Source organism: Flavobacterium sp. (assembly GCF_046293665.1).
Lineage (GTDB): Bacteria > Bacteroidota > Bacteroidia > Flavobacteriales > Flavobacteriaceae > Flavobacterium.
This window is the reverse complement of sequence record NZ_JBKBOL010000001.1, coordinates 1-20,332: the sequence shown is the minus strand read 5'-3', so window position 1 is coordinate 20,332 and position 20,332 is coordinate 1. Positions and strand designations below refer to the sequence as shown.

Below are 20,332 nucleotides of genomic sequence, written 5' to 3'. Positions count from 1 at the left end.
AGAAATATGAAAAAGATATTTTCCCTTTTATTCTTGTTTACTCTGATGTCTAATGCGCAAATATCGCAAAAAGCTTCGGAAAGATTTCCGGTGTTTCCTTCCTGCGAAGGACAAGAATTCGGTGCCTTAGAGAATTGCTTTTATAACGAAGTACAAAATTTTGTTTACAACAATTTCAAAGTGCCCAATCATTTGAAAGAAAGTGATTTTAAAGGGAATGTTATTGTCCTTTTTGAAGTAACTGACAAAGGGAATTTCAAAGTAATTTATGTTGATGCGGTTGACGAGGCTTTAGTTTCGGAAAGCAAAAGAGTTTTCGGGCAAATGCCAAAAATCAGTCCGGCAACTTATAATGGTAACCCAACTTATGCTAAATACACTATTAAAATTGCCATTCCGTTACAAAGTGTAGCTGAAATGCAAGCGCAAAAAGAAGCTGAGAAAGTAGCCGAAACAAAATCGAATTTTTACAAACCAAACCAGAAACAATTAACAGAATTAGACAGTATCAAATATACCAAATTTGACAATCCGCAATTCCAAAGTCATCTGAACATTCCTTTTTCACACAGTTATTATGCGCAGTTTGATGATGAAATGAACCAAGTTGGCGCCAATAATCATACCGCATCTAAACCTTATTCTTATGCAGATGTTTCCAAATATTACGATTTGGCCGCCGAAAACAAGAAGTTGGCCAAAAACAAACAAGGTTGGTGGGGCAAAAAGTTTTGGAATGAAAATTTAGTCGAAGTCCAAGGCGAAGATTATTGGTTTACGTTGAATCCTATTTTGGATTTGCAGTTTGGAAAAAGCGACCCGAGCGTTTCAAGTTATACTTATGTTAACACGCGCGGAATTCAATTCAATGGTGGTTTGGGAAAAGAACTCAATTTCACCACAACTGTTTATGAAAGTCAAGGTCGTTTTGCTGATTATTTTAATCGATATGCAGAATCTCTTGCTCCGGCAGGCGGAAATCCGGCAATTATTCCGGGAATTGGAATTGCTAAAAGTTTTAAATCGGATGCTTATGATTTTCCTTTGGCAGAAGCCAATTTGGCCTATACACCAAGCAAGTTTCTTAATATGAATTTGGGCTATGGTCGAAATTTTATTGGCGATGGTTATCGTTCGCTATTGCTAGGTGATGGTGCTAGTCCGTATCCGTATTTTAAATTGAATACTTCTTTTTGGAAAATTAAATACACTAACATTTACACTTGGTTAAAGGACGTTCGACCTGAGGTAACTGAAGACCGAACTTATGCCACAAAATTTGCTGCCAGTCATTATTTGAGTTTAAACATAACCAACAGATGGAATATTGGGTTGTTTGAATCGGTAGTTTGGACCAATAAAAACAATCGTGGTTTCGACATGAGTTTTGCTAACCCAATTATTTTCTATCGTTCGGTGGAGTTTGCTTCGTCGGCTCGTAGCGGAAATGCTTTATTGGGTTTGACTTCGAAATTTAAATTTACTAATCAAATCCAGTTGTACGGACAGTTTTTGTTAGATGAATTCTCTTTAAGCGATATAAAAGCCGGAGAAAAAAGTTGGAAGAATAAGTTTGGATACCAATTGGGGGCCAAATATTTTAATGCTTTTAACATCAAAAACTTATTGTTACAAGGAGAAGTTAATGTTGTGCGTCCGTATGTATACGCACACAGCGAAGCGATTACCAATTATGGCCACAACAACCAAAGTTTAGGCCACCAATGGGGTGGTAATTTCAGAGAGTTGATAGCTATCGCACGTTACCACCATGGTCGTTATTTTGCCGATGCAAAAGTTACCGTTGGAACACGCGGGTTAGATTTTAACAATGATACCAATACGTTTAATTACGGAAGTGACATTTATAGAGATTATGATTCAGATAGACCTTTTGATACAGGAGTAACAGTTGGACAAGGAAATAAAACCAATGTTTTTATAGCCGATTTACAAGCCGGTTATTTGATCAATCCGATGACCAACATGAAATTGTATGGGAGTTTAATCTACAGAAATTTTACACCGGCAACCGAAACTACTTTTGCCGTAAAAGAAAGCACCACTTGGTTTTCTATTGGGTTGAGATGTGATATTTTCAATTGGTATTTTGATTATTAATGGTTAAGCCAAATTTTCAATTTACAGAACTCAAGAATTAAAATGGTTTGGCCTTTAGCCCCGATTATCTCACAAGACATTTATTTTTATTGGAGTTCGATGAATGCTACGCATTTGTAGCTGGCTACCGTGTAGCGCGAAAAGCGGGAATATGGATAACAGACACACACTGACCATTAGCTCCGAAACAAAAAAACTATGTTATATCTTCGATGGGTATTTGATTACTAAGTGTTTTCTTTTATATTCTATTGTTCAAAATTTTGCTGATAAACGCTTGTTTATCAGCAGACAAATCTTTTTTTTCATTTTGTAAACGATTGTTAAACTATTGCTAAAGTTAAATTAGCTAACATATTTTGTTTAACTTTGAAATGAAATAATTAAACAAACTTATTTATTTCATTCCCTAATCTTTCTCCTACTTGTTTTTAAGTCATTGCCTTATTTAATTATTTATTTGAGAATCAACTATTCAATAATTATAAACATTAAAAACATTTATTATGAAAAACAAAAACTTTAATCTGGTTACGACTATCAAAGCACTTTTATTAGTTGCTTTAGTTTCGTTTAATTTTTCATCCTGTTCTTCTGATGAAAGCATGTCTGAGAATACTACAAATTCAAAACTCACTATTAAAGAAACCTTTGATTCTTTAAATCGTGCTCCGGCTCCGGGAAATTCTTCTATAGCAGGAATTGCGGTTAACGCCGGATTTAACGAATTGGTTTCTGCTTTGGTTTATGTAGATAGTGAACTTGATACCGGACTAGTAAACCTTTTTGCCAACGGAAGAGACCAATACACTGTATTTGCTCCAACGGATCAAGCTTTTCAAAATTTATATGCTGCCTTAAACATTAATAGTATTACCGAGTTACCTGCGCCATTAGTGCGTGATGTTTTGTTGTACCATGTAGTAGAAGGAAGACGTGCTGCTAATAGTGTAGTTCCAAAAAACGGTACGCGTGAAATAACAACGCTTCTTGGAAGTCAATTTTCTGTAACGCCAAGTGCTTCTATCAATGCTATAGGCAATACAGCAAATATTACTGCGGCAAATATTTCTGCATCCAACGGAATTATTCATGTTATAGATACAGTGTTATTGCCAATTAATTAAATGGAATAATTGCAAAATTTTAATTTAAAAGAGACTATTTTAATTTGGTCTCTTTTTTTGTTTTCATAAAAGTACTTTTTAAGAATAAAAATCATTTTGTAAGAGTGAAATTTTATAAAAATCAACTTGCAGACCGCTATTCCCAGCGAGTGAAAAGCAAATGAGAATTGTGCGTTATTTTTATGAAATGTTTTTTGTCAAATCATTTTCTATAAAGTACCTTTGCAGCAGTTTTAAAACTTCAATGAACGCTACTGCCACTAAATTTTCTCTTAAACAAATTGCGATTGATTTCAAGGAAATCACCAAGGCAGGTTTAGCTATCAGTGTGGTTTTTTCTTCTATTGCCGGATATCTTCTGGGTGTAGTGGATTTTCAGGATTTAAAAGTGTCTACTTTGTTAATGTTGGCTGTTGGCGGTTATTGTATGGTTGGTGCTTCTAATGCTTTCAATCAGGTAATTGAAAAAGACCTTGATGCCAAGATGGACAGAACTAAAAACCGTCCGGTGGCTTCGGGTAGAATGTCGCCTAATCATGCTCTGTTTGTAGCGAGTTTGCTTACGATTGTTGGTTTGATTTTATTGTATATGATTAATCCAAAATCGGCCATGTTTGGAGCGATTTCTATTTTTTTATACACAAGTATTTACACACCTTTAAAAGTGCACACACCACTTTCGGTTTTTGTGGGAGCTTTTCCGGGTGCTATTCCTTTTATGTTAGGCTGGGTTGCGGCTACTGACCATTTTGGAATTGAAGCGGGAACGCTTTTTTTAATACAGTTTTTTTGGCAGTTTCCCCATTTTTGGGCGATTGGTTGGTTTTTGTATGAAGACTATGAAAAAGCAGGTTTTTTTATGTTACCAACGGGTAAAAAAGATACTTCAACGGCTTTGCAAACCATTTTATACTCGGTTTGGTTGTTGGTGGCGTCTTTATTACCAAGTTTAGGCTACACGGGGCGATTATTTATTTCGCCAATTGCGGCAGGAATTGTATTTTTGCTCGGACTTTGGATGATTTATTATGCCGTAAAGTTATACCAACTGCGGACCACCAAAGCGGCAAGAACTTTAATGTTAGTGAGTGTTTCTTATATTACTTTGTTGCAAATAGTTTACATAACAGATAAATTTTTAAGATAATTATGGCAGTAACAACCATGTCCGCTGAAGAACACAAATCCAGAAAGGCGCGTTCCCAAAAGTTGCTTTTGTGGTTTGCCATGGCTAGTATGACCATGATGTTCGCCGGAATCACTAGTGCATTTGTAGTGAGTAAGTCGAGGGAAGATTGGATGAAAGAATTCCAAATGCCTTCCGCTTTTTACTTGAGTACTTTAGCGATTCTATTGTGTAGTGTTACTTTTCATTTGGCCAAAAAAGCGATTCAAAAAGACGATAGAAAAGCAACTAGCAGTTTTCTTTTGCTTACTTTAGGTCTTGGAATCACCTTTGTGTTTTTACAATTTGAAGGTTTTGGTCAGTTGGTAGAGCAAGGGTATTATTTTACCGGTCCGGAGAGTAATATTGCCACCACTTTTCTCTATGTAATCGCCGTAGTTCACTTGGCTCACCTTGCCGGAGGAATTATTTCGCTTTTAATCATAATTTATAATCATTTTAAACAAAAATACAATTCAAGTCAAACGCTTGGAATTGAGCTAGGTGCAATGTACTGGCACTTTCTTGATTTCTTGTGGATTTGTTTGTTTTTCTTTTTATATTTCTTTAAATAAGAAAAAAAATCTAAATTTGGGAACTTTTTAACTATATAACTTTTATGGGAGCTACAGTTACTACTGCAAATACAAACGAAAATACTTGGGGTGGCGGAAATGAGCCAATGGGTGCCAGTTATGGTAAATTGATGATGTGGTTTTTTATCGTATCGGATGCCTTGACCTTTACTGGTTTCCTTGCAGCATACGGATTTTCAAGATTTAAATTTATTGATAATTGGCCAATTGCCGACGAAGTGTTTACCCACTTTCCGTTTTTACATGGTGTTCCTGCACCAATGTATTACGTAGCATTGATGACTTTTATTTTGATTGGTTCTTCGGTAACCATGGTGTTGGCTGTTGATGCCGGCCACCAAATGAAGCAAAAGAAAGTAGCTTTCTACATGTTGTTAACCATCATCGGAGGTTTAATTTTCGTAGGTTCTCAAGCTTGGGAATGGAAAAATTTCATCAAAGGAGAATATGGTGCTATCGAAACTAAAGGTGGAAGTATCATTCAATTCGTTGATAATACTGGTAAGAGAGTAGCACTTGCGGATTTTGTTACGCCACTACACGAAACAAGAGAAGAACACAAAAGTAGCAACGGTGTTTGGTTTGAAGAAGAAGGTTCTTTGCCTTCATTCTCAGTTGCAGAAGTGCAAGCAGCTTTCAAAGCACATCCTGAATTGTTGGTTAGAACAGAAAAAATCTACAGAGACACCAAAGAAGATAAAGCCAACAAAACTTTACAACCTGGTTTAAATAAAAATAAGCACAGAGAAATCTTAAACAGAGCCGAGTCTGAAGTGATGGTAGGTAATGGTCATTTGGTTGTAGAAGGTGCTAACTTAGAAAGAAACGAATACGGCAGTAAGTTGTTTGCTGATTTCTTCTTTTTTATTACAGGATTCCACGGATTCCACGTATTTTCGGGAGTAATTATCAATATCATTATTTATTTCAATGTTCTTCTAGGGACGTATGAAAAAAGAAGAAACTATGAAATGGTTGAGAAAGTGGGTCTTTATTGGCACTTTGTTGATTTAGTTTGGGTATTCGTATTTACATTCTTCTACTTAGTTTAATTATAGAAAACTTACATTATTATGTCACACGCACACGAACATGTATCAAATACATCAAGAATCTGGAAAGTTTTTATCCTTTTATCTGTAGTAACTATCGTTGAGGTTGCTTTAGGGATTGTTAGACCGGACGCTTTATTTATGAATAATTTTTTAAGCATGAATTTGCTTAACTGGGTTTTCATCATCTTAACCTTGTACAAAGCTTATTATATCGTTTGGGCTTTTATGCACATGGAAGGAGAAAGAAGCAGTTTGAAATGGGCTGTAGTAGCCACCGTTATTTTCCTTGCATTATACTTACTTTTTATATTATTGGTCGAAGCAGATTATATCTACGGGATTTTTAAAGATTCTACGATTAAATGGAATTTTTAACAATATATTAATTCAAAAAAAAGTCCCGATTCAGTCGGGATTTTTTTATTTTTGTACTACTGATTTTCACTATTCTAATGAAAAAAAATCTTGTCCTTTTCATCTTGTTTGTTTTACCCATTGTAGCCTATCTTTTCTTTGCTTCAGGTGTAAATAGTTTTATCACTTTACCAACCATTACACCGTCGATTCCTAATGTTGATGCCCAATGGAAAACCTTGAATGATAAAAAAGTTACTTTAGATACTAAAATAACCATCTTGGGTTTTGCCGGCAAGGATATCATGGCCAATAGCGGAAACTTTTTTACACTCAATCAAAAGATATACAATAAATACAGAGAGTTCAAAGACTTTCAATTTGTGTTCATTGCGCCGGAAGGAACCGAAGCACAAGCCCAAAGACTTTTAAAGGAATTAGATGTTTTAACCGATGTTTCAGGGTATCATTTTGTTTTTGCTAAGCCTGAAGCCATTCTGACGTATCATTCCCAATTAAAATTACTGGGAAAATTAGATGATAACTATGGTACGCCTTACGTTTATATTATCGACAAAAAAAGAAACCTTCGCGGCAGAAAAGGCAAAAGCGATCAGGGTAAACCGGAATACAAAGAAGGTTACAATACAACATCAGCAGCCGATTTACATAATGATATGACGGATGATGTAAAAATTATTTTGGCTGAATACCGTTTGGCCTTAAAAAGAAATAACGCTGACAGAAAAATTTAGAGTTTAACCAATGAAGAATAAATCATATATCGGATTGTCATTTATTGTTTTGGTTTTTGGAATTATTTTTATTCCGAGAATCATTGATAGAATTAAGAATGGAACTGTTGTTCAAGGCAATCGAATTGATGCAGTGTCTAATCATAAAAGCGCCGAAAACGGTTTGTTAACAATCGGGCCGGCACCGAGTTTTGAACTCACTAATCAAAACAACCAAAAAATCACTAATGAAACTTATAAAGGTAAAGTGTATGTCTTGGAGTTTTTCTTCTCAACTTGTCCTTCTATTTGTCCAATCATGAATAAAAACATGTTGGATATTCAAAATGAGTTTTTTGGCAATCCTAATTTCGGAATTGCTTCCATCACCATTAATCCCGAATATGACACGGCTAAAGTTTTAAAAGAACACGCTGATTTAATCGGAGTAAAATCATCTAATTGGCATTTCCTAACCGGTGACAAAGAATATATTTATGGCATTTCCAACAAAGGGTTTAATATTTATGCCGGAGAAGATAAAAAAGCAGCTGGAGGTTTTGAACATTCAGGGCTTTTTGCTTTAATTGACAAAGAAGGAAACATCAGATGCAGAAAAGACAAATTTGGCAATCCTATTTTATACTATGACGGATTGGAAAAAAAAGGCGTAAAAGCCATGATTGAAGACATCAAAAAATTATTAAATGAATAATCAAGACAATAAAACCTTAGAAAGAAAATTTAGAGGTTCCATTATTGCGGTTTCTATTATCATTCCGATAGCAGTGGCCGTTTTGTTTTCTGTGAAACTAAAAGATTTCGGAATCAATATAGAACCCTTAAACTTTTTGCCACCAATTTATGCGTCAATTAATGCGGCAACAGCTCTGCTTTTAATCATGGGTGTATTGGCGATAAAAAACGGCAACCGAAAAGTCCACGAAAGAATCATGACTTTAGCCATTGCGTGTTCTGTGGTTTTCTTGGTAATGTATGTGGCCTATCACATGTCGGCTGATTCCACCAAATACGGAGATATCAATGCAGACGGACTTTTAGATGAGACTGAATTGGCCAATGCCGGTTTCATGCGAAGTGTGTACTTTTTTATCTTGATTTCGCATATTATTTTATCAATAGCCATTATTCCAATGGTGTTATTTACCTACGTTAGAGCTTTGGCAGAACGTTTTGACAAACATAAAAAATTAGCCAAAATTACGTTCCCTATTTGGTTGTACGTTGCCGTTACAGGCGTAGTGGTTTACTTGATGATTTCGCCTTATTATGCAAACTAAAGCCAAAAGCCAAAAGCCAAAAGCCAATAGTATTCGTTCTAAGTTCTTATGGCTTATTACCTATTGTCTATTGCCTATTGCCTCAAGTGCGCAATGTGCCATGTGTAGAGCCGCTTTGGAAAGTTCGGGAAACAACGCCAAGGTTGAAGCTGTTAATGACGGTATCGTTTTCTTGATGGCTATACCATATATTATAGTGGCCGGAATCGGTTTTGTCGTCTATAAAATGTATTATAAAAAGAAATAGATTACCATTTCAAACTCGATTGGAAACTGAACACTGCCAACTGAAACTGAGGACTAAATTTACTCCATTCCGTCAATTTTCACACTCATTGTTCCGGTTGTAGCAATAAAAGCAATAATAGCTTTATCGGTGATTTCTACTTTTTCGAATTCAAAATCATTCATCGTTCCGTTGACGAAAACACCTTTCATTGGAGAATAATTGGTTAAGTACGGCAACAAACTTTTTTTGCCTTCCTCCAAATTTTCTTTAATAGAATAACGACAGTTTTCCTGAATTTTTCTCAAAATAACGCCTTGTAATAACCAATTCGCTGTTCGGGTTAAAATGCCTTTTGAATTCAGCACATAATCCATTTGGTCGAAATAAATTTCTTTGGTAACCGAATTGTAATTAGGGATTCCCGACAAATAAATGGTACCGTTAATACTTCCCGACATGTCTAAAGCGATTATAATTTTACTGTCTTTTTGCCACATTGCTACGTTTTCAACCACTATTTTTCGACTACCGGAAGCGAATTCCTTGCCTTTGAAATTAGACGTGATAATTTTGGAAGCACTGTTATAAGTAGAAATTGCAGCGACGTTTGCCGTAACCGTAGCCGGTATTTTTGTCACCGCTTTAAACTGAATGGCCTCTCTGTCAAAAGTATTTTTAGGTTTCAAACCAACCATCGTTTGCATATTGCATTTCAATCCTAAATCCATTTTGATTTCGCTTTTGCTTAAAACAGCATCGGTTACATATACTTCAATCGGAATTAGTTTGAACCAAGTTTGGTATTGTTCACTGGTTATAAATGGTGTACTCATGTTCTCCAAGACATTCAAAACATAAGGTTTAAAATCACAAGAGCCTTCAATGGCATCGTCAATTTTTTTGGCAACTTTCGATTTAAATATAGAAAGTGTTGGATTGATAATATAAGTGATCGGAACATATTTTCCGGCAACCAATATCGTTGGACTTTCTGACCATTCGAAATCTTCAATTCTGGAATTGGTTGATAATTTCCAATTGGACAATCGTACATTGCTGGACAAAGTAATTGTTCCGTTCAAGTTGATTTCTCTAGTGTCGTTTAAACCCATGAAATCAGTGCCGTATTTGAATCTAGCCCAAATCTTTACGGGTAAAGTGGTTAAAATCTTTCCGTTTTTTTCAATTAATTTAATTGGAGCAGTTTTCCAAATCTTCATTTCGGTTTTGTCGTCAGCCAAATTAGAGTCGTCATAAATCTGACCGTTTAAGGTTTTGTTTAACTGACTTTCTATTTCTTTCAAAGAAATCTCCAAAGGCATATTGACAAAAGAAGTTTTTGTTTTGTAAACCATCGGCGCATCGTTGGACGGAAGTGGTTTCAAGGCATCAATTCTTTGAGTCGTTGAGCAACTGTTCAGTAAAATTGAAATACAAAGGCAGAAAAGAATCGATTTTAAAGTTGACATTAACTAAAATTATTTTTGTCAAAAATAGCGGTAAAATGGAAATAAAATGTAACAAATTAAAAAAACTAAAGTCTAAAGGGTAAGTCATTACTATTACAAGTAATTAAAAGTTTTATCTTTGTTTCTCAAAGAATAGTAGCATTCACTGTTAAATATGAAAATTATCAAAACCACTTGCCTTCTTTTACTGTTCGTCGGTGTTTCAGTACACGCTCAGCAAAAGAAATGGACCTTAGAAGAATGTGTTGCTTATGCTCTTGAACATAACATTTCCATACAACAATCTGAATTGGATTTAAAAGTATCGGATGTTCTCAAAATGGAAGCTTTGGGTAGATTTTTACCGGATGTTTCAGGAACTGCTAACTATGGAATAAACACCGGAGCCAACATTAACCCCGCTACCAACCAGTTTGAAAATCAGTCCTTCCGTTCAGCATCAGCTAATATTAATACCGGAGTTCTTCTTTTTAACGGATTGGCCAACTGGAAAAACCTTCAAAGAGCAAAAATTAATAAGTTAGCCAATACTTATAAGTTGGATAAAATGAAAGACGACATCGCCTTAAGTGTGGCCAATTCGTATTTGCAAATTTTATTCAACAAAGAACAAGTAAAAGTGCTTGTTAATCAAAATAAAATCACCAAAGAAAACCTCAAAAGGACAAAAGAGTTAATTGAGGCAGGGACAGTTCCTGCCGGTGATATTTATGAATTACAAGCTACCGACGCTTCACAAGAACAGCAAATTGTAAATGCCCAAAACACCCTTTTTATTTCTAAATTAGGATTAGCGCAAACACTTTTGTTAAAAGATTACGCCAATTTTGATATTGCAGTCGATGAAATGAATGTGCCGACAACTGAAATTTTATTTCAAACACCGGAAGCCATTGCGCTAAAAGCCAAAGACGTTGTAAAAGACATCAAAATTGCCGCTACAAATTATGAAGAAGCGCAAAAAAGTGTATCACTGGTAAAATCTGATTATTTACCAAGATTATCCGGTTTTGTAGGCTATAATACTCGTTGGTCGCAAAGTATTCCCATCGGTTTTGTAGATCAGTTGTCTATCTTTGACGGTACCAATGTAGGGGTTCAACTCAGCGTTCCTATATTAAATGGTTTTGCTACTCGCGGAAATGTACAGCGCACTAAAATCAGTGCAGAACGCTCAAAATTATTATTAGACCAAGCGGAATTGGATTTAGAACGAACCGTTTTTCAAGCCTATAACGATGTGTTGAATGCGCAAAAAAGCTATGAAGCAGCGGTCAAAACGGCTGAAGCCAGAAGGTTAGCGCAGAATTTTTCTAAAGAACGTTTTGATGTCGGACTTTTGAATTCGTTTGATTACAGTCAAGCCATGTTAACTTATGAAAACGCACAATCAGAAGTAATAAGAACTAAATACGATTATATTTTTAGAATAAAATTGTTAGAGTTTTATTTCGGAATCCCAATCATTCAAAAACAATAAATCATGTCAAGAAAGAAAATATATTGGTTAGTTGGAATAATTGTATTACTGTTAGTAGTATTAGTTGTTTTAAAGAAAAATGGAGTTATTGGTGCCGATGATGGTATCATTGAAGTTGAAACTGCTAAAGCCGATGAAATTACTATTATCGAGACGGTTTCGGCTACGGGTAAAATCCAACCGGAAATAGAAGTAAAAATCTCTTCAGAAGTTTCCGGAGAAATCATCGATTTGCCAATCAAAGAAGGTCAAGTCGTAAAAAAAGGACAGCTTTTAGTAAAAATCAATCCCGATTTATATACTTCGGGTTACAATAGAACGATTTCTAATTTGTCGGGAACCAAAGCCGGTTTGAGTCAGGCTGATGCTGCATTCAAAGAAGCCAAAGCCAGTTATGACCGAAGCAAAACCCTTTTTGACAAAGGCATTATCTCTAAATCAGAATGGGACAAAGCCATTGCTGCTTTTGAAAGTGCGAAAGCCAGTAAAGAATCCGCCTATTATAATGTGCAAAGTGCTAACGCAACGGTCAAAGAAGCCAAAGATAATTTGGGAAGAACTACTATTTATTCTCCGGCAGACGGAACAATTTCTTCTCTGGGTGTAGAATTAGGCGAGAGAGTTTTGGGAACACAACAAATGACCGGAACAGAAATTCTTCGCGTTGCCAATTTGGATAACATGGAAGTAGAAGTTGATGTAAACGAAAATGACATCGTTAAAATCAGCATAGGTGATAGCACCAATATTAGTGTTGATGCTTATTTGAAAAAGGAATTCAAAGGTATAGTAACCAGTATTTCTAATTCTGCAAGTACTGCAACTACGGCTGATCAGGTAACTAATTTTAAAGTAAAAGTCAGAATTCTAAAAGAGTCTTACCAAGATTTATTAGAAGGCAAACCGGCTAATTTTTCTCCGTTCAGACCCGGAATGACTGCAACGGTTGATATCATTACTACGAGAAAAGAGAAAGTTATTGGGGTGCCAATCAGTTCTGTTTTGGTGAAATCGGATACTACAGCTACCAAGTCCTACATGGTTAAAGAAGCACCGGAAGAAAAGAAAGTAACTGCCAAAAGTGACAAGAAATTTGAATGTGTTTTTGTGAAAGTGGGTGACAAAGCCAAAATCAGAGTCATCAAAACCGGTATTCAAGATGACACCAATATTGAAGTGGTTTCTGGTTTGAAAAAAGGCGATGTCGTGATTATCGGACCTTATACCACAGTGACCAAAGACCTAAATTCAGGTGATAAAGTGAAATTGAAAAGCAGTACAGACAAAGATAAAGCCCAATAAATTTTGACCTACATTCTTAACATTGAAACCGCAACCAAGAATTGCTCAGTATCTTTAGCCCAAGACGGAAAAACTGTATTATGCAAGGAAATCGCAGAGCAAGGTTATTCTCATGCGGAAAAACTGCATGTTTTTATTGAAGAAATTTTAAAGGAAGCCGGAATCACCGTTCGCGATTTAAAAGCTATAGCTATAAGCAAAGGTCCGGGTTCATACACTGGTTTACGTATTGGTGTTTCTTCGGCTAAAGGTTTGTGTTATGCATTGCAAATTCCATTAATTGCTGTTGATACGTTACAAGTTTTGGCCCAAAAAGTAACCCAAAATGATGGCTTAATTATTCCGATGATTGATGCGCGAAGAATGGAAGTTTACAGCGCTGTTTTCAATCATAATCACCAAAAAATAATGGAAGTTCAGGCAGAAGTTTTAACCGAAAATAGTTATTCGGAAATTACCGAAACAGTCTATTTTGTTGGTGATTGTCAAGAAAAATGCCAATCGGTCTTGACAAAAAACAATTTTGTGTTTTTACCGGAAATTGTTTTTCCTTCCGCTAACGAAATGAGTCTAATCAGCTTTGAAAAATTCACCAAAAAGGAGTTTGAAGACGTAGCTTACTTTGAGCCGTTTTATTTGAAAGATTTTATGTTGACCAAAAAAACTTAAATTATCCTTTAGAAGCTTCAATAATAAACGGTTGTACTGAAATTCCCGCTGCGTCGAAAGCTTCTTTAGATTGTTCTAAAATATCAGAACACATTTCTACAAAATCAATATTTTTAGCCCAAGGGCGAATACCAAGCTGTACAGCAGAATCCGTTAGGTTTTTCACAACAACGGTTGGTGCCGGATTTTTTAAAACTTTCGGATGGTCTTGCATCACTTTTGTCAGGATGTCTTTTGCGATTTTAATATTGGTGTCATAGGAAAGAGAAAACAACAAATCTGCTCTTCGATTGCCTTGCATCGAATAATTGATGATAACGCCATTGGATAAAATTCCGTTTGGGACAAAAATCGTTTGGTTGTTTCCGGTAATCATTTTGGTTACAAAAATTTGAATTTCCAATACGGTTCCAATAACGCCTTGTGCTTCAATTGTGTCGCCAACACGAAAAGGTTTGAATAAAATAATCAACATGCCACCGGCAAAATTGGACAGCGAACCTTGTAATGATAAACCAATCGCCAAACCGGCAGCACCAAGAATAGCTACGAAGGAAGAAGTTTCAATTCCTAATTTAGAAATAAAGCTTACGAATAATAACACACGTAAAGCCCAGAGTAAAATATCTGCTAAGAACTTCGACAAGGTAGGATCGAGTTCTCTCTTGATCATAATTTTTCTTACCAAACGATTAATTAATCGAATGGCATACAATCCAACGAAAAGTATGATTAAGGCCGAAATCAATTTCGGAGAATAATCAATTAAAAGAGTAATAAATTGTTCAATGTATACTGCGAAAGAGCGAATGGTAAGCGAGCTGTTCATAGTCATAACGTAAAAAAAATCCCGACAGAATCGGGATAATTATAGGTGCAAAAATAATAATTTTTAAAACTAATCGGCGTCTTCTTCTACACGATTTACAGCCTCATTTGCTTTTTCTTCCGCAGCGTCAACAGTGTCAGAAGCATCGTTTGCAAAAGCATTTATTTTTTCTTTGGCAGTTTCGGCAAACTCATTTATTTTTTCTTTAGCGTTTTCTACTGCGTTTTCAATAGTTTCAGAGGCTTGCGGAACATATTCGTTTATTTTTTCTTTAGCAGTTTCCACAAATTCTTCCACTTTATCTACTACAGGTTCAGCCATGTCTTTTACTTTTTCAATCGCATCATCGGTAAAATTACTGGCTTGTTCTCCGGCTTTTGCTTTATTGCCACCGAATAAATTTTTAAAAAAATCTCCAAATCCCATATCAGTTGTTTTTATTGATTAATAATAACAATATTACGATTTTTTCTAAGAATTTAGTATTATTTTATTGATAATTTCTTGAAAATCAGCAGATGGCATGTCGCAGGTTTTGTTTTGGCACAAATAAAGGAATGTTTTATTTTGCACAAATCGGTTTTCTAAAAATGGTAATTTAGAATCAACTTCAGTTCCGGCAATAATGATGTTGGGTAAATATTTTTGGTTGATTTGGGTCAAATAAGCGATAGCTTTTTCACCGCAAATTGCCAATTCTTTGTTTTGTTCCGAATAATTTAAAAGTACGTTCAGCCAATTCGAAAAGGCCGAAGGATAATCAATCGTCGGGAGGATGTTTTGGATCATTTTTTCCGCAATCGATTCGTAGTAACCGTTGTTAAAATAAATGCCTAAACGAAATAAATTACTTGCCATAACGGAATTCGCGGCCGGAATCACATTGTCTTCTACTTCAAAGTGTGGCGTAATTAAATCGGTGTCTCTTTTAGAAGTAAACGAAAAGAATTCTGCTTTTTCATCATAAAAATTATCGAAAATATAATCGGTTAATTGCTTGGCGTTTTGCAACCAGTGTTCGTCCAAAGTCGCTTCGTATAAGCTAATAAATCCTTGAATTGTATGAGCATAATCTTCTAAATAAGCATTAATAGTGGCTTTACTGTTTTTATAAGTTCGGAATAAATTGCCTTCAGATGACCAAAGATTTTTAACAATGAAATTAGCGTTTTGCGAGGCAATGTCTAAATATTTTGGGTTGTCTAAGGCTTTATAAGCTTCGACAAAACCTTTTAGCATAATGGCGTTCCAGGAAGTCAAACATTTGTCATCGAGTCTGGGTTTGCTTCGTTTTTCTCTTACGCAATACAATTTTTGTTCCCACGATTTTTTCTTTTGTGCCAATGTTTCTGCAGCTATGTTGTGCTTTTCGGCGATTTGTGCCAAGGATTGATTTTGAATTAAGACATACTTTCCGTGTTCCCAATGCCCGAATTCATTAATATTGAAAACTGCTGAAAAAAGGTCGAAATCTTCGCCAATCAATTCTTGTAATTCTTCTTTGGTCCAAACATAAAAAGCACCTTCTTCAAGATGATTTTCGGCATTTAAACTGTCGGCATCGAGTGCTGAATAAAAACTTCCTTCAGGAGTCAGCCATTCTTTTTCGACGAAAGTCAGGGTTTTTTCGATGACTTCTTTGTACAAAGGATTGCCGGTTAATTTATAAGCATTGGCATACAGCGAAACCAATTGGCCATTGTCATACAACATCTTTTCAAAATGAGGCACATGCCATTTCATGTCAACAGAATAGCGTGAAAATCCGCCATCGATGGTGTCGAATAAACCACCGTGAGCCATTTTGGTTAAAGTGAGATTCGTGAAATCGAGCAAGCTTTGATTTTGCGTTTGGTAGCCGTATCGCAACAGGAATTCATAGTTGGTTGGCATCATGAACTTGGGTGCTCTTGCCATTCCGCCAAATTCCCAATCGAAACTTTTTTGCCATTTTTCTACTAGTTTTTCCAAGCTTTTTAAATTGTATTCAACCGAAGAATTCGATTTTGGGATGATGCTCAGCGATTGCAAACCTTCATGCAGTTGTTGTGCATAATCAAAAATGGTTTCCGGGTTTTGGGTATAAATTTCCTGAAGTTTTTCTAACGAATTAATCCATTCGTTTTTTCTGAAATAAGTTCCGCCCCAAATGGGTCTGCCATCGGGTAAAGTTACCACGTTCATAGGCCAACCGCCACGACCGGTCATGACTTGAACGGCTTTCATATAAACGGCGTCAATATCCGGACGTTCTTCACGGTCGATTTTGATGTTGACAAAATGGGTGTTCATTACGGTGGCAACCTCTTCGTTTTCAAAACTTTCGTGTTCCATTACGTGGCACCAATGGCAAGCGGAATAGCCGATGCTGATGATGATGAGTTTGTTTTCTTTTTGGGCTTGTGCCAAAGCATTTTCGTTCCAAGCTTTCCAATGCACAGGATTATTGGCGTGTTGGAGCAGGTATGGACTGGTTTCAAAATGTAGTTCGTTCATAGTAATCAATTAGCCCCGATTGCAGCAAGTATCCTTTTTTTAAATTGGGCATCTCAATAGCACTTGACGTGACAAAAAAAGATACTGCGGAAAGCGGGAAACAGCTCCTAAAATTAAATAAAAAAAGCGCCCGATTTGGACGCTTAAAGGTAGTTTTTTATTTTGAAATACGGCTTATCCATTAATGGCTTCAACCACAATGTCTTTGTCGTTTAGCATGTCTTTTAACATGTTCTCAATTCCACTTTTCAAGGTAAAAGTTGAAGAAGGACAGCCGTTACAAGCGCCTTGAAGGACAACTTTTACTCTTTTGCTGTTCTCATCATAGGAATCAAAAAGAATGTTTCCGCCATCGGCAGCGACCGCCGGTTTTACGTATTCTTCTAGGATGTTGACAATTTGTTGTGAGGTAGTATCTAGATTGTCAAAGTTTTTGATTTGTTGTTTTTCTTGCTTTTCGTCATTTATAATTAGCGTTTCATCTAAAACTGTTCCGCCATTTTCGATGAATTGTTTGATAAAAGTGCGTAATTCTAAAGTGATTTCATCCCAGGAAGTACTGTCGTATTTAGTTACCGAGATATAATTTTCGGCTATAAAAATTTCTTTCACATAGTGGAATTTGAACAATTCTTGTGCCAATGGAGATGGTTTGGCTTCGTCTATGTTTTTGAATTCAGCAGCCGTTTTGGTTAGTGCTTTATTCACTACAAATTTCAACGATGCCGGATTTGGTGTGGTTTCACCATACACAGTGATGGCTTGTTTACGGGTTGAACTTTCAGATTGTAGTACAATAACGCCACCATTGTTAACATAACTTTCAATTTGTTCGGCGACAGCTTCTTGGACGTCTGACCATTCAACAATGCTAAAGCGTTCGACAGCAATAAAATTTCCGGAAATGTAAACCGTTTTTACAAAAGGCAAGTAAAATAATTGTTGTGCCAATGGTGAATTTTTGGCTTCATCAATGTTTTTAAACTCGAAATTCTCATTTTGTGTAATAAAATCAGGGAACTCAAATTTAATTATTGTTGGGTTTTGGGTTTCTTTTATGGTGATTTTCATCGATTTTATTTATTTTTCTGCAAATTTAACAAAGTTATTTTCGATGATTGCCTATATTTGAACAATTAATCAATAATTAACACAATCAAGCAGTTTTAAGAAATTAAGACTGCTAAAACATTTTTTATTTGATGCAAAAAAAAATACTTTTCATTGTCTTTTTGGCGATTGGTTTTTCGTCATATTCTCAGCTTATAGTAAATAACACCCAAACTCCTGCGCAATTAGTACAAAATGTCCTTTTAGGACAAGGAGTTGTAGCTACAAATATTACTTTTAATGGTTCTGCGGCGAATGCTAATGTTATTAGAGATCAGGTTGGTCATTTTTTAAATGGTTCAACCACCAATATTGGTTTAGATCAAGGTATTATTTTGTCAACCGGAAAAGGTGTTGTAGCTATTGGGCCTAATAATGCCGGAGGTTCTACTAATGCTACTACGGATTCTCCGATTAGTCAAGGCGATTCAGATTTAGCACAACTAACTACCAATACGGTTAGAAACATAGCGATTCTTGAATTTGATTTTGTACCCAACGGAGAAACTTTGAGTTTTGATTTTGTTTTTGCTTCAGAAGAATATCCCGAGTGGGCCAATTCGAGTTTTAATGATGTTTTTGGTTTTTTCTTGAGTGGTCCGGGTATTGCCGGGCCTTATTCAAATAGCGCCATAAATATTGCTTTGATACCATCAACTACGGTTCCGATAACTATTAACAACTTAAATAACGGAACTACTAATAACGGTCCTTGCGAATACTGTAGTTTTTATGTAAATAATGGGACAGGAAATACACCTATAGATAACAACACTATACAATATGATGGATTTACTTTAGTGATTCCGGCAACGGCCACTGTTCAGTGTGGACAAACTTATCATATCAAATTAGCCATTGCGAATGTGGGAGACAATTCCTTGGATTCGGCGGTTTTTTTAAAGGCAAATAGTTTTGCTTCTGCGCCTATAGATTTTCCTAATGATTATTTAGTTTCCAATGGTTTTGCTCCTTGTTTCGGGAGTTCAATTGAAATTTGTACCGGTTTGCCAGTAACTGTTCCACATGTTTGGACACTTAATGGTGGTGTTATTCCAGGTGAAACAGGTCCTTGTATTACCGTTACTGAACCAGGAGAATATTGTGCCATTGCTTATCCATATGGACCGGCATGTCCCGTAACAGATTGTTTGATTGTAGAGTTTCAAGAAGAACTAATGATTGGTGACCCTATGGATTTAACGGAATGTGATGTGATTTTTAATTTGACTCAAAACACACCAATTATTGCCAATAATCTTGACGTTACAATTACTTATCATACTTCACTTTCTAGTGCACAAGAGTTAAGTGGTGCTATCCCAAACCCAACAAGTTATACAGGTTTTGATGGGCAAATTATTTATGCAGCTATAGAAGATAATACGGTAGGTTGTATAACCACTACGCAGTTTGAACTTAATGTTATTGTTTGTTCAACCGATCCAATTCCTAATCCACCACCGACTTTAACTTTGTGTGAAAGTAGTTTTGGAAGTGGAACTGCTGTTTTCAATTTTATTCCACAAACACCAATAGTTTTAGGGACTTCTTATCCCGCTGCAGATTACACAGTGACCTATCATTTAACTCAAGCTAATGCTGATAACGATACTGGGGCTGTAGGGCCAACGAACGTTACGGGAACTAACGGTCAAATTATATATGTTAGATTGGAAGAAAATGCCGATCCGACTCATTATGGGACAACTACTTTCCAATTGATTGTAAATCCAATACCTTCAGCAACAATTTCTATTACTCCTGTTGTGATTTGTGCCAATGAAAGCAGTACGGTAACTTTTACCGGTACACCTAATGCAGTAGTTACTTATAACATTGATGGAAATCCGAATCAGACAATTGCTTTAAACGCTGCTGGTAGTGCAACTATAACATTGTCTTCTCTAACAGCTTCATTAACCTATAATTTAGTTAGCGTTCAGATTCCGACAACTACTTGTTCGCAGTTGCTTACAGGTTCTGCTTCAGTCACAGTTAATCCTTTACCAACAGTTACCATATCGGGGTCAACTACAATTTGTTCAGGTACCTCTACACTGATTACCTTTACCGGTACTCCCAATGCTACGGTTACTTATACGATTGATGGCGGAGCCAATCAAACAATCGTTTTAAATGGAAGCGGATCAGCTTCTCTTACAACGCCTGTCTTGACAGTTAATAGCGTTTATGATTTAGTGAGTGTAGCTTCGCCCGGAGCGCCGGTTTGTAGTCAATCCCAAACAGGTTCAGCCCTTGTAACGGTAATAGCATTGCCAACAGCAACGATTT

At 36.0% G+C, this 20,332-nt stretch carries 19 protein-coding genes; 14 read left to right on the top strand and 5 right to left on the bottom strand.

Features of this window, described 5'->3' with window-relative positions; all coding sequences use genetic code 11:
- Positions 1–6 precede the first annotated feature (6 nt).
- The 10 genes from ACK4R1_RS00095 (at position 7) to ACK4R1_RS00050 (ending at position 8,700) form a co-directional block, all read left to right on the top strand.
- On the top strand, positions 7–2,121 hold the full coding sequence (locus ACK4R1_RS00095; protein ID WP_409681924.1) for a gliding motility protein RemB: 2,115 nt from the start codon (positions 7–9) through the stop codon (positions 2,119–2,121).
- Positions 2,122–2,627: 506 nt separating this feature from the next.
- A complete protein-coding gene (locus ACK4R1_RS00090) occupies positions 2,628–3,248 on the top strand; it encodes a fasciclin domain-containing protein (protein ID WP_409681920.1) in 621 nt (206 codons plus the stop codon).
- 244 nt (positions 3,249–3,492) lie between these two features.
- Entirely contained in the window at positions 3,493–4,395 is a 903-nt protein-coding gene (gene cyoE, locus ACK4R1_RS00085) for a heme o synthase (RefSeq protein ID WP_409681918.1), read from the top strand.
- Positions 4,396–4,397: 2 nt separating this feature from the next.
- A complete protein-coding gene (locus ACK4R1_RS00080; protein ID WP_409681915.1) occupies positions 4,398–4,988 on the top strand; it encodes a heme-copper oxidase subunit III in 591 nt (196 codons plus the stop codon).
- A gap of 44 nt (positions 4,989–5,032) precedes the next feature.
- Complete coding sequence (locus tag ACK4R1_RS00075) at positions 5,033–6,061, top strand: cytochrome c oxidase subunit 3 (RefSeq protein WP_409681913.1); 1,029 nt, start codon at positions 5,033–5,035, stop codon at positions 6,059–6,061.
- Between the two features lie 21 nt (positions 6,062–6,082).
- The gene (locus tag ACK4R1_RS00070) at positions 6,083–6,439 is read left to right on the top strand and encodes a cytochrome C oxidase subunit IV family protein (protein ID WP_409681910.1); all 357 of its coding nucleotides are present in this window, start codon (positions 6,083–6,085) and stop codon (positions 6,437–6,439) included.
- 77 nt (positions 6,440–6,516) lie between these two features.
- Positions 6,517–7,173 (top strand): hypothetical protein, encoded by a 657-nt coding sequence (locus ACK4R1_RS00065; RefSeq protein ID WP_409681907.1) that lies wholly within the window; start codon positions 6,517–6,519, stop codon positions 7,171–7,173.
- 10 nt (positions 7,174–7,183) lie between these two features.
- A complete protein-coding gene (locus ACK4R1_RS00060; protein WP_409681904.1) occupies positions 7,184–7,867 on the top strand; it encodes an SCO family protein in 684 nt (227 codons plus the stop codon).
- Entirely contained in the window at positions 7,860–8,453 is a 594-nt protein-coding gene (locus ACK4R1_RS00055; RefSeq protein WP_409681901.1) for a DUF420 domain-containing protein, read from the top strand. Before ACK4R1_RS00060 ends, ACK4R1_RS00055 begins: the two co-directional genes overlap by 8 nt.
- A complete protein-coding gene (locus ACK4R1_RS00050; protein WP_409681898.1) occupies positions 8,443–8,700 on the top strand; it encodes a hypothetical protein in 258 nt (85 codons plus the stop codon). Before ACK4R1_RS00055 ends, ACK4R1_RS00050 begins: the two co-directional genes overlap by 11 nt.
- A 59-nt stretch (positions 8,701–8,759) precedes the next feature.
- Here ACK4R1_RS00050 and ACK4R1_RS00045 read toward each other — a convergent pair whose 3' ends face one another.
- Positions 8,760–10,151 (bottom strand): DUF4403 family protein, encoded by a 1,392-nt coding sequence (locus ACK4R1_RS00045; RefSeq protein WP_409681895.1) that lies wholly within the window; start codon positions 10,149–10,151, stop codon positions 8,760–8,762.
- A 154-nt stretch (positions 10,152–10,305) separates the two neighbouring features.
- Here ACK4R1_RS00045 and ACK4R1_RS00040 point away from each other — a divergent pair, with 154 nt between their 5' ends.
- From ACK4R1_RS00040 to tsaB, 3 genes are read left to right on the top strand one after another with little or no spacing between them, the layout of a single operon-like run.
- A complete protein-coding gene (locus ACK4R1_RS00040; RefSeq protein WP_409681892.1) occupies positions 10,306–11,631 on the top strand; it encodes a TolC family protein in 1,326 nt (441 codons plus the stop codon).
- Positions 11,632–11,634: 3 nt separating this feature from the next.
- On the top strand, positions 11,635–12,933 hold the full coding sequence (locus ACK4R1_RS00035; RefSeq protein WP_409681889.1) for an efflux RND transporter periplasmic adaptor subunit: 1,299 nt from the start codon (positions 11,635–11,637) through the stop codon (positions 12,931–12,933).
- A 3-nt stretch (positions 12,934–12,936) separates the two neighbouring features.
- On the top strand, positions 12,937–13,602 hold the full coding sequence (gene tsaB / locus ACK4R1_RS00030; RefSeq protein WP_409681886.1) for a tRNA (adenosine(37)-N6)-threonylcarbamoyltransferase complex dimerization subunit type 1 TsaB: 666 nt from the start codon (positions 12,937–12,939) through the stop codon (positions 13,600–13,602).
- 1 nt (position 13,603) lies between these two features.
- Here the strand turns inward: tsaB and ACK4R1_RS00025 are convergent, their stop codons facing one another.
- The 4 genes from ACK4R1_RS00025 to ACK4R1_RS00010 all read right to left on the bottom strand — a co-directional run bounded on the left by ACK4R1_RS00025 (position 13,604) and on the right by ACK4R1_RS00010 (position 17,998).
- Positions 13,604–14,431, bottom strand: a complete 828-nt coding sequence (locus ACK4R1_RS00025) for a mechanosensitive ion channel family protein (protein WP_409681883.1) — start codon at positions 14,429–14,431, stop codon at positions 13,604–13,606.
- Between the two features lie 69 nt (positions 14,432–14,500).
- Positions 14,501–14,857, bottom strand: coding sequence for a hypothetical protein (locus ACK4R1_RS00020; RefSeq protein WP_409681880.1), 357 nt, complete (start codon positions 14,855–14,857; stop codon positions 14,501–14,503).
- A gap of 45 nt (positions 14,858–14,902) precedes the next feature.
- Complete coding sequence (locus tag ACK4R1_RS00015) at positions 14,903–16,927, bottom strand: thioredoxin domain-containing protein (RefSeq protein WP_409681877.1); 2,025 nt, start codon at positions 16,925–16,927, stop codon at positions 14,903–14,905.
- Positions 16,928–17,101: 174 nt separating this feature from the next.
- Positions 17,102–17,998 (bottom strand): NifU family protein, encoded by an 897-nt coding sequence (locus ACK4R1_RS00010; RefSeq protein ID WP_409681874.1) that lies wholly within the window; start codon positions 17,996–17,998, stop codon positions 17,102–17,104.
- Positions 17,999–18,129: 131 nt separating this feature from the next.
- On the opposite strand from ACK4R1_RS00010, the gene ACK4R1_RS00005 reads away from it, so the two are divergent.
- Positions 18,130–20,332, top strand: a 2,203-nt coding sequence (locus ACK4R1_RS00005; protein WP_409681871.1) for a choice-of-anchor L domain-containing protein, incomplete at its 3' end; no start/stop codon positions are given.

Coding starts and splice junctions, on each gene's coding strand:
- ACK4R1_RS00095 (WP_409681924.1), top strand. CDS start 7: ATGAAAAAGATATTTTCCCTTTTATTCTTGTTTACTCTGATGTCTAAT.
- ACK4R1_RS00090 (WP_409681920.1), top strand. CDS start 2,628: ATGAAAAACAAAAACTTTAATCTGGTTACGACTATCAAAGCACTTTTA.
- cyoE (WP_409681918.1), top strand. CDS start 3,493: ATGAACGCTACTGCCACTAAATTTTCTCTTAAACAAATTGCGATTGAT.
- ACK4R1_RS00080 (WP_409681915.1), top strand. CDS start 4,398: ATGGCAGTAACAACCATGTCCGCTGAAGAACACAAATCCAGAAAGGCG.
- ACK4R1_RS00075 (WP_409681913.1), top strand. CDS start 5,033: ATGGGAGCTACAGTTACTACTGCAAATACAAACGAAAATACTTGGGGT.
- ACK4R1_RS00070 (WP_409681910.1), top strand. CDS start 6,083: ATGTCACACGCACACGAACATGTATCAAATACATCAAGAATCTGGAAA.
- ACK4R1_RS00065 (WP_409681907.1), top strand. CDS start 6,517: ATGAAAAAAAATCTTGTCCTTTTCATCTTGTTTGTTTTACCCATTGTA.
- ACK4R1_RS00060 (WP_409681904.1), top strand. CDS start 7,184: ATGAAGAATAAATCATATATCGGATTGTCATTTATTGTTTTGGTTTTT.
- ACK4R1_RS00055 (WP_409681901.1), top strand. CDS start 7,860: ATGAATAATCAAGACAATAAAACCTTAGAAAGAAAATTTAGAGGTTCC.
- ACK4R1_RS00050 (WP_409681898.1), top strand. CDS start 8,443: ATGCAAACTAAAGCCAAAAGCCAAAAGCCAAAAGCCAATAGTATTCGT.
- ACK4R1_RS00045 (WP_409681895.1), bottom strand. CDS start 10,151: ATGTCAACTTTAAAATCGATTCTTTTCTGCCTTTGTATTTCAATTTTA.
- ACK4R1_RS00040 (WP_409681892.1), top strand. CDS start 10,306: ATGAAAATTATCAAAACCACTTGCCTTCTTTTACTGTTCGTCGGTGTT.
- ACK4R1_RS00035 (WP_409681889.1), top strand. CDS start 11,635: ATGTCAAGAAAGAAAATATATTGGTTAGTTGGAATAATTGTATTACTG.
- ACK4R1_RS00025 (WP_409681883.1), bottom strand. CDS start 14,431: ATGAACAGCTCGCTTACCATTCGCTCTTTCGCAGTATACATTGAACAA.
- ACK4R1_RS00020 (WP_409681880.1), bottom strand. CDS start 14,857: ATGGGATTTGGAGATTTTTTTAAAAATTTATTCGGTGGCAATAAAGCA.
- ACK4R1_RS00015 (WP_409681877.1), bottom strand. CDS start 16,927: ATGAACGAACTACATTTTGAAACCAGTCCATACCTGCTCCAACACGCC.
- ACK4R1_RS00010 (WP_409681874.1), bottom strand. CDS start 17,998: ATGAAAATCACCATAAAAGAAACCCAAAACCCAACAATAATTAAATTT.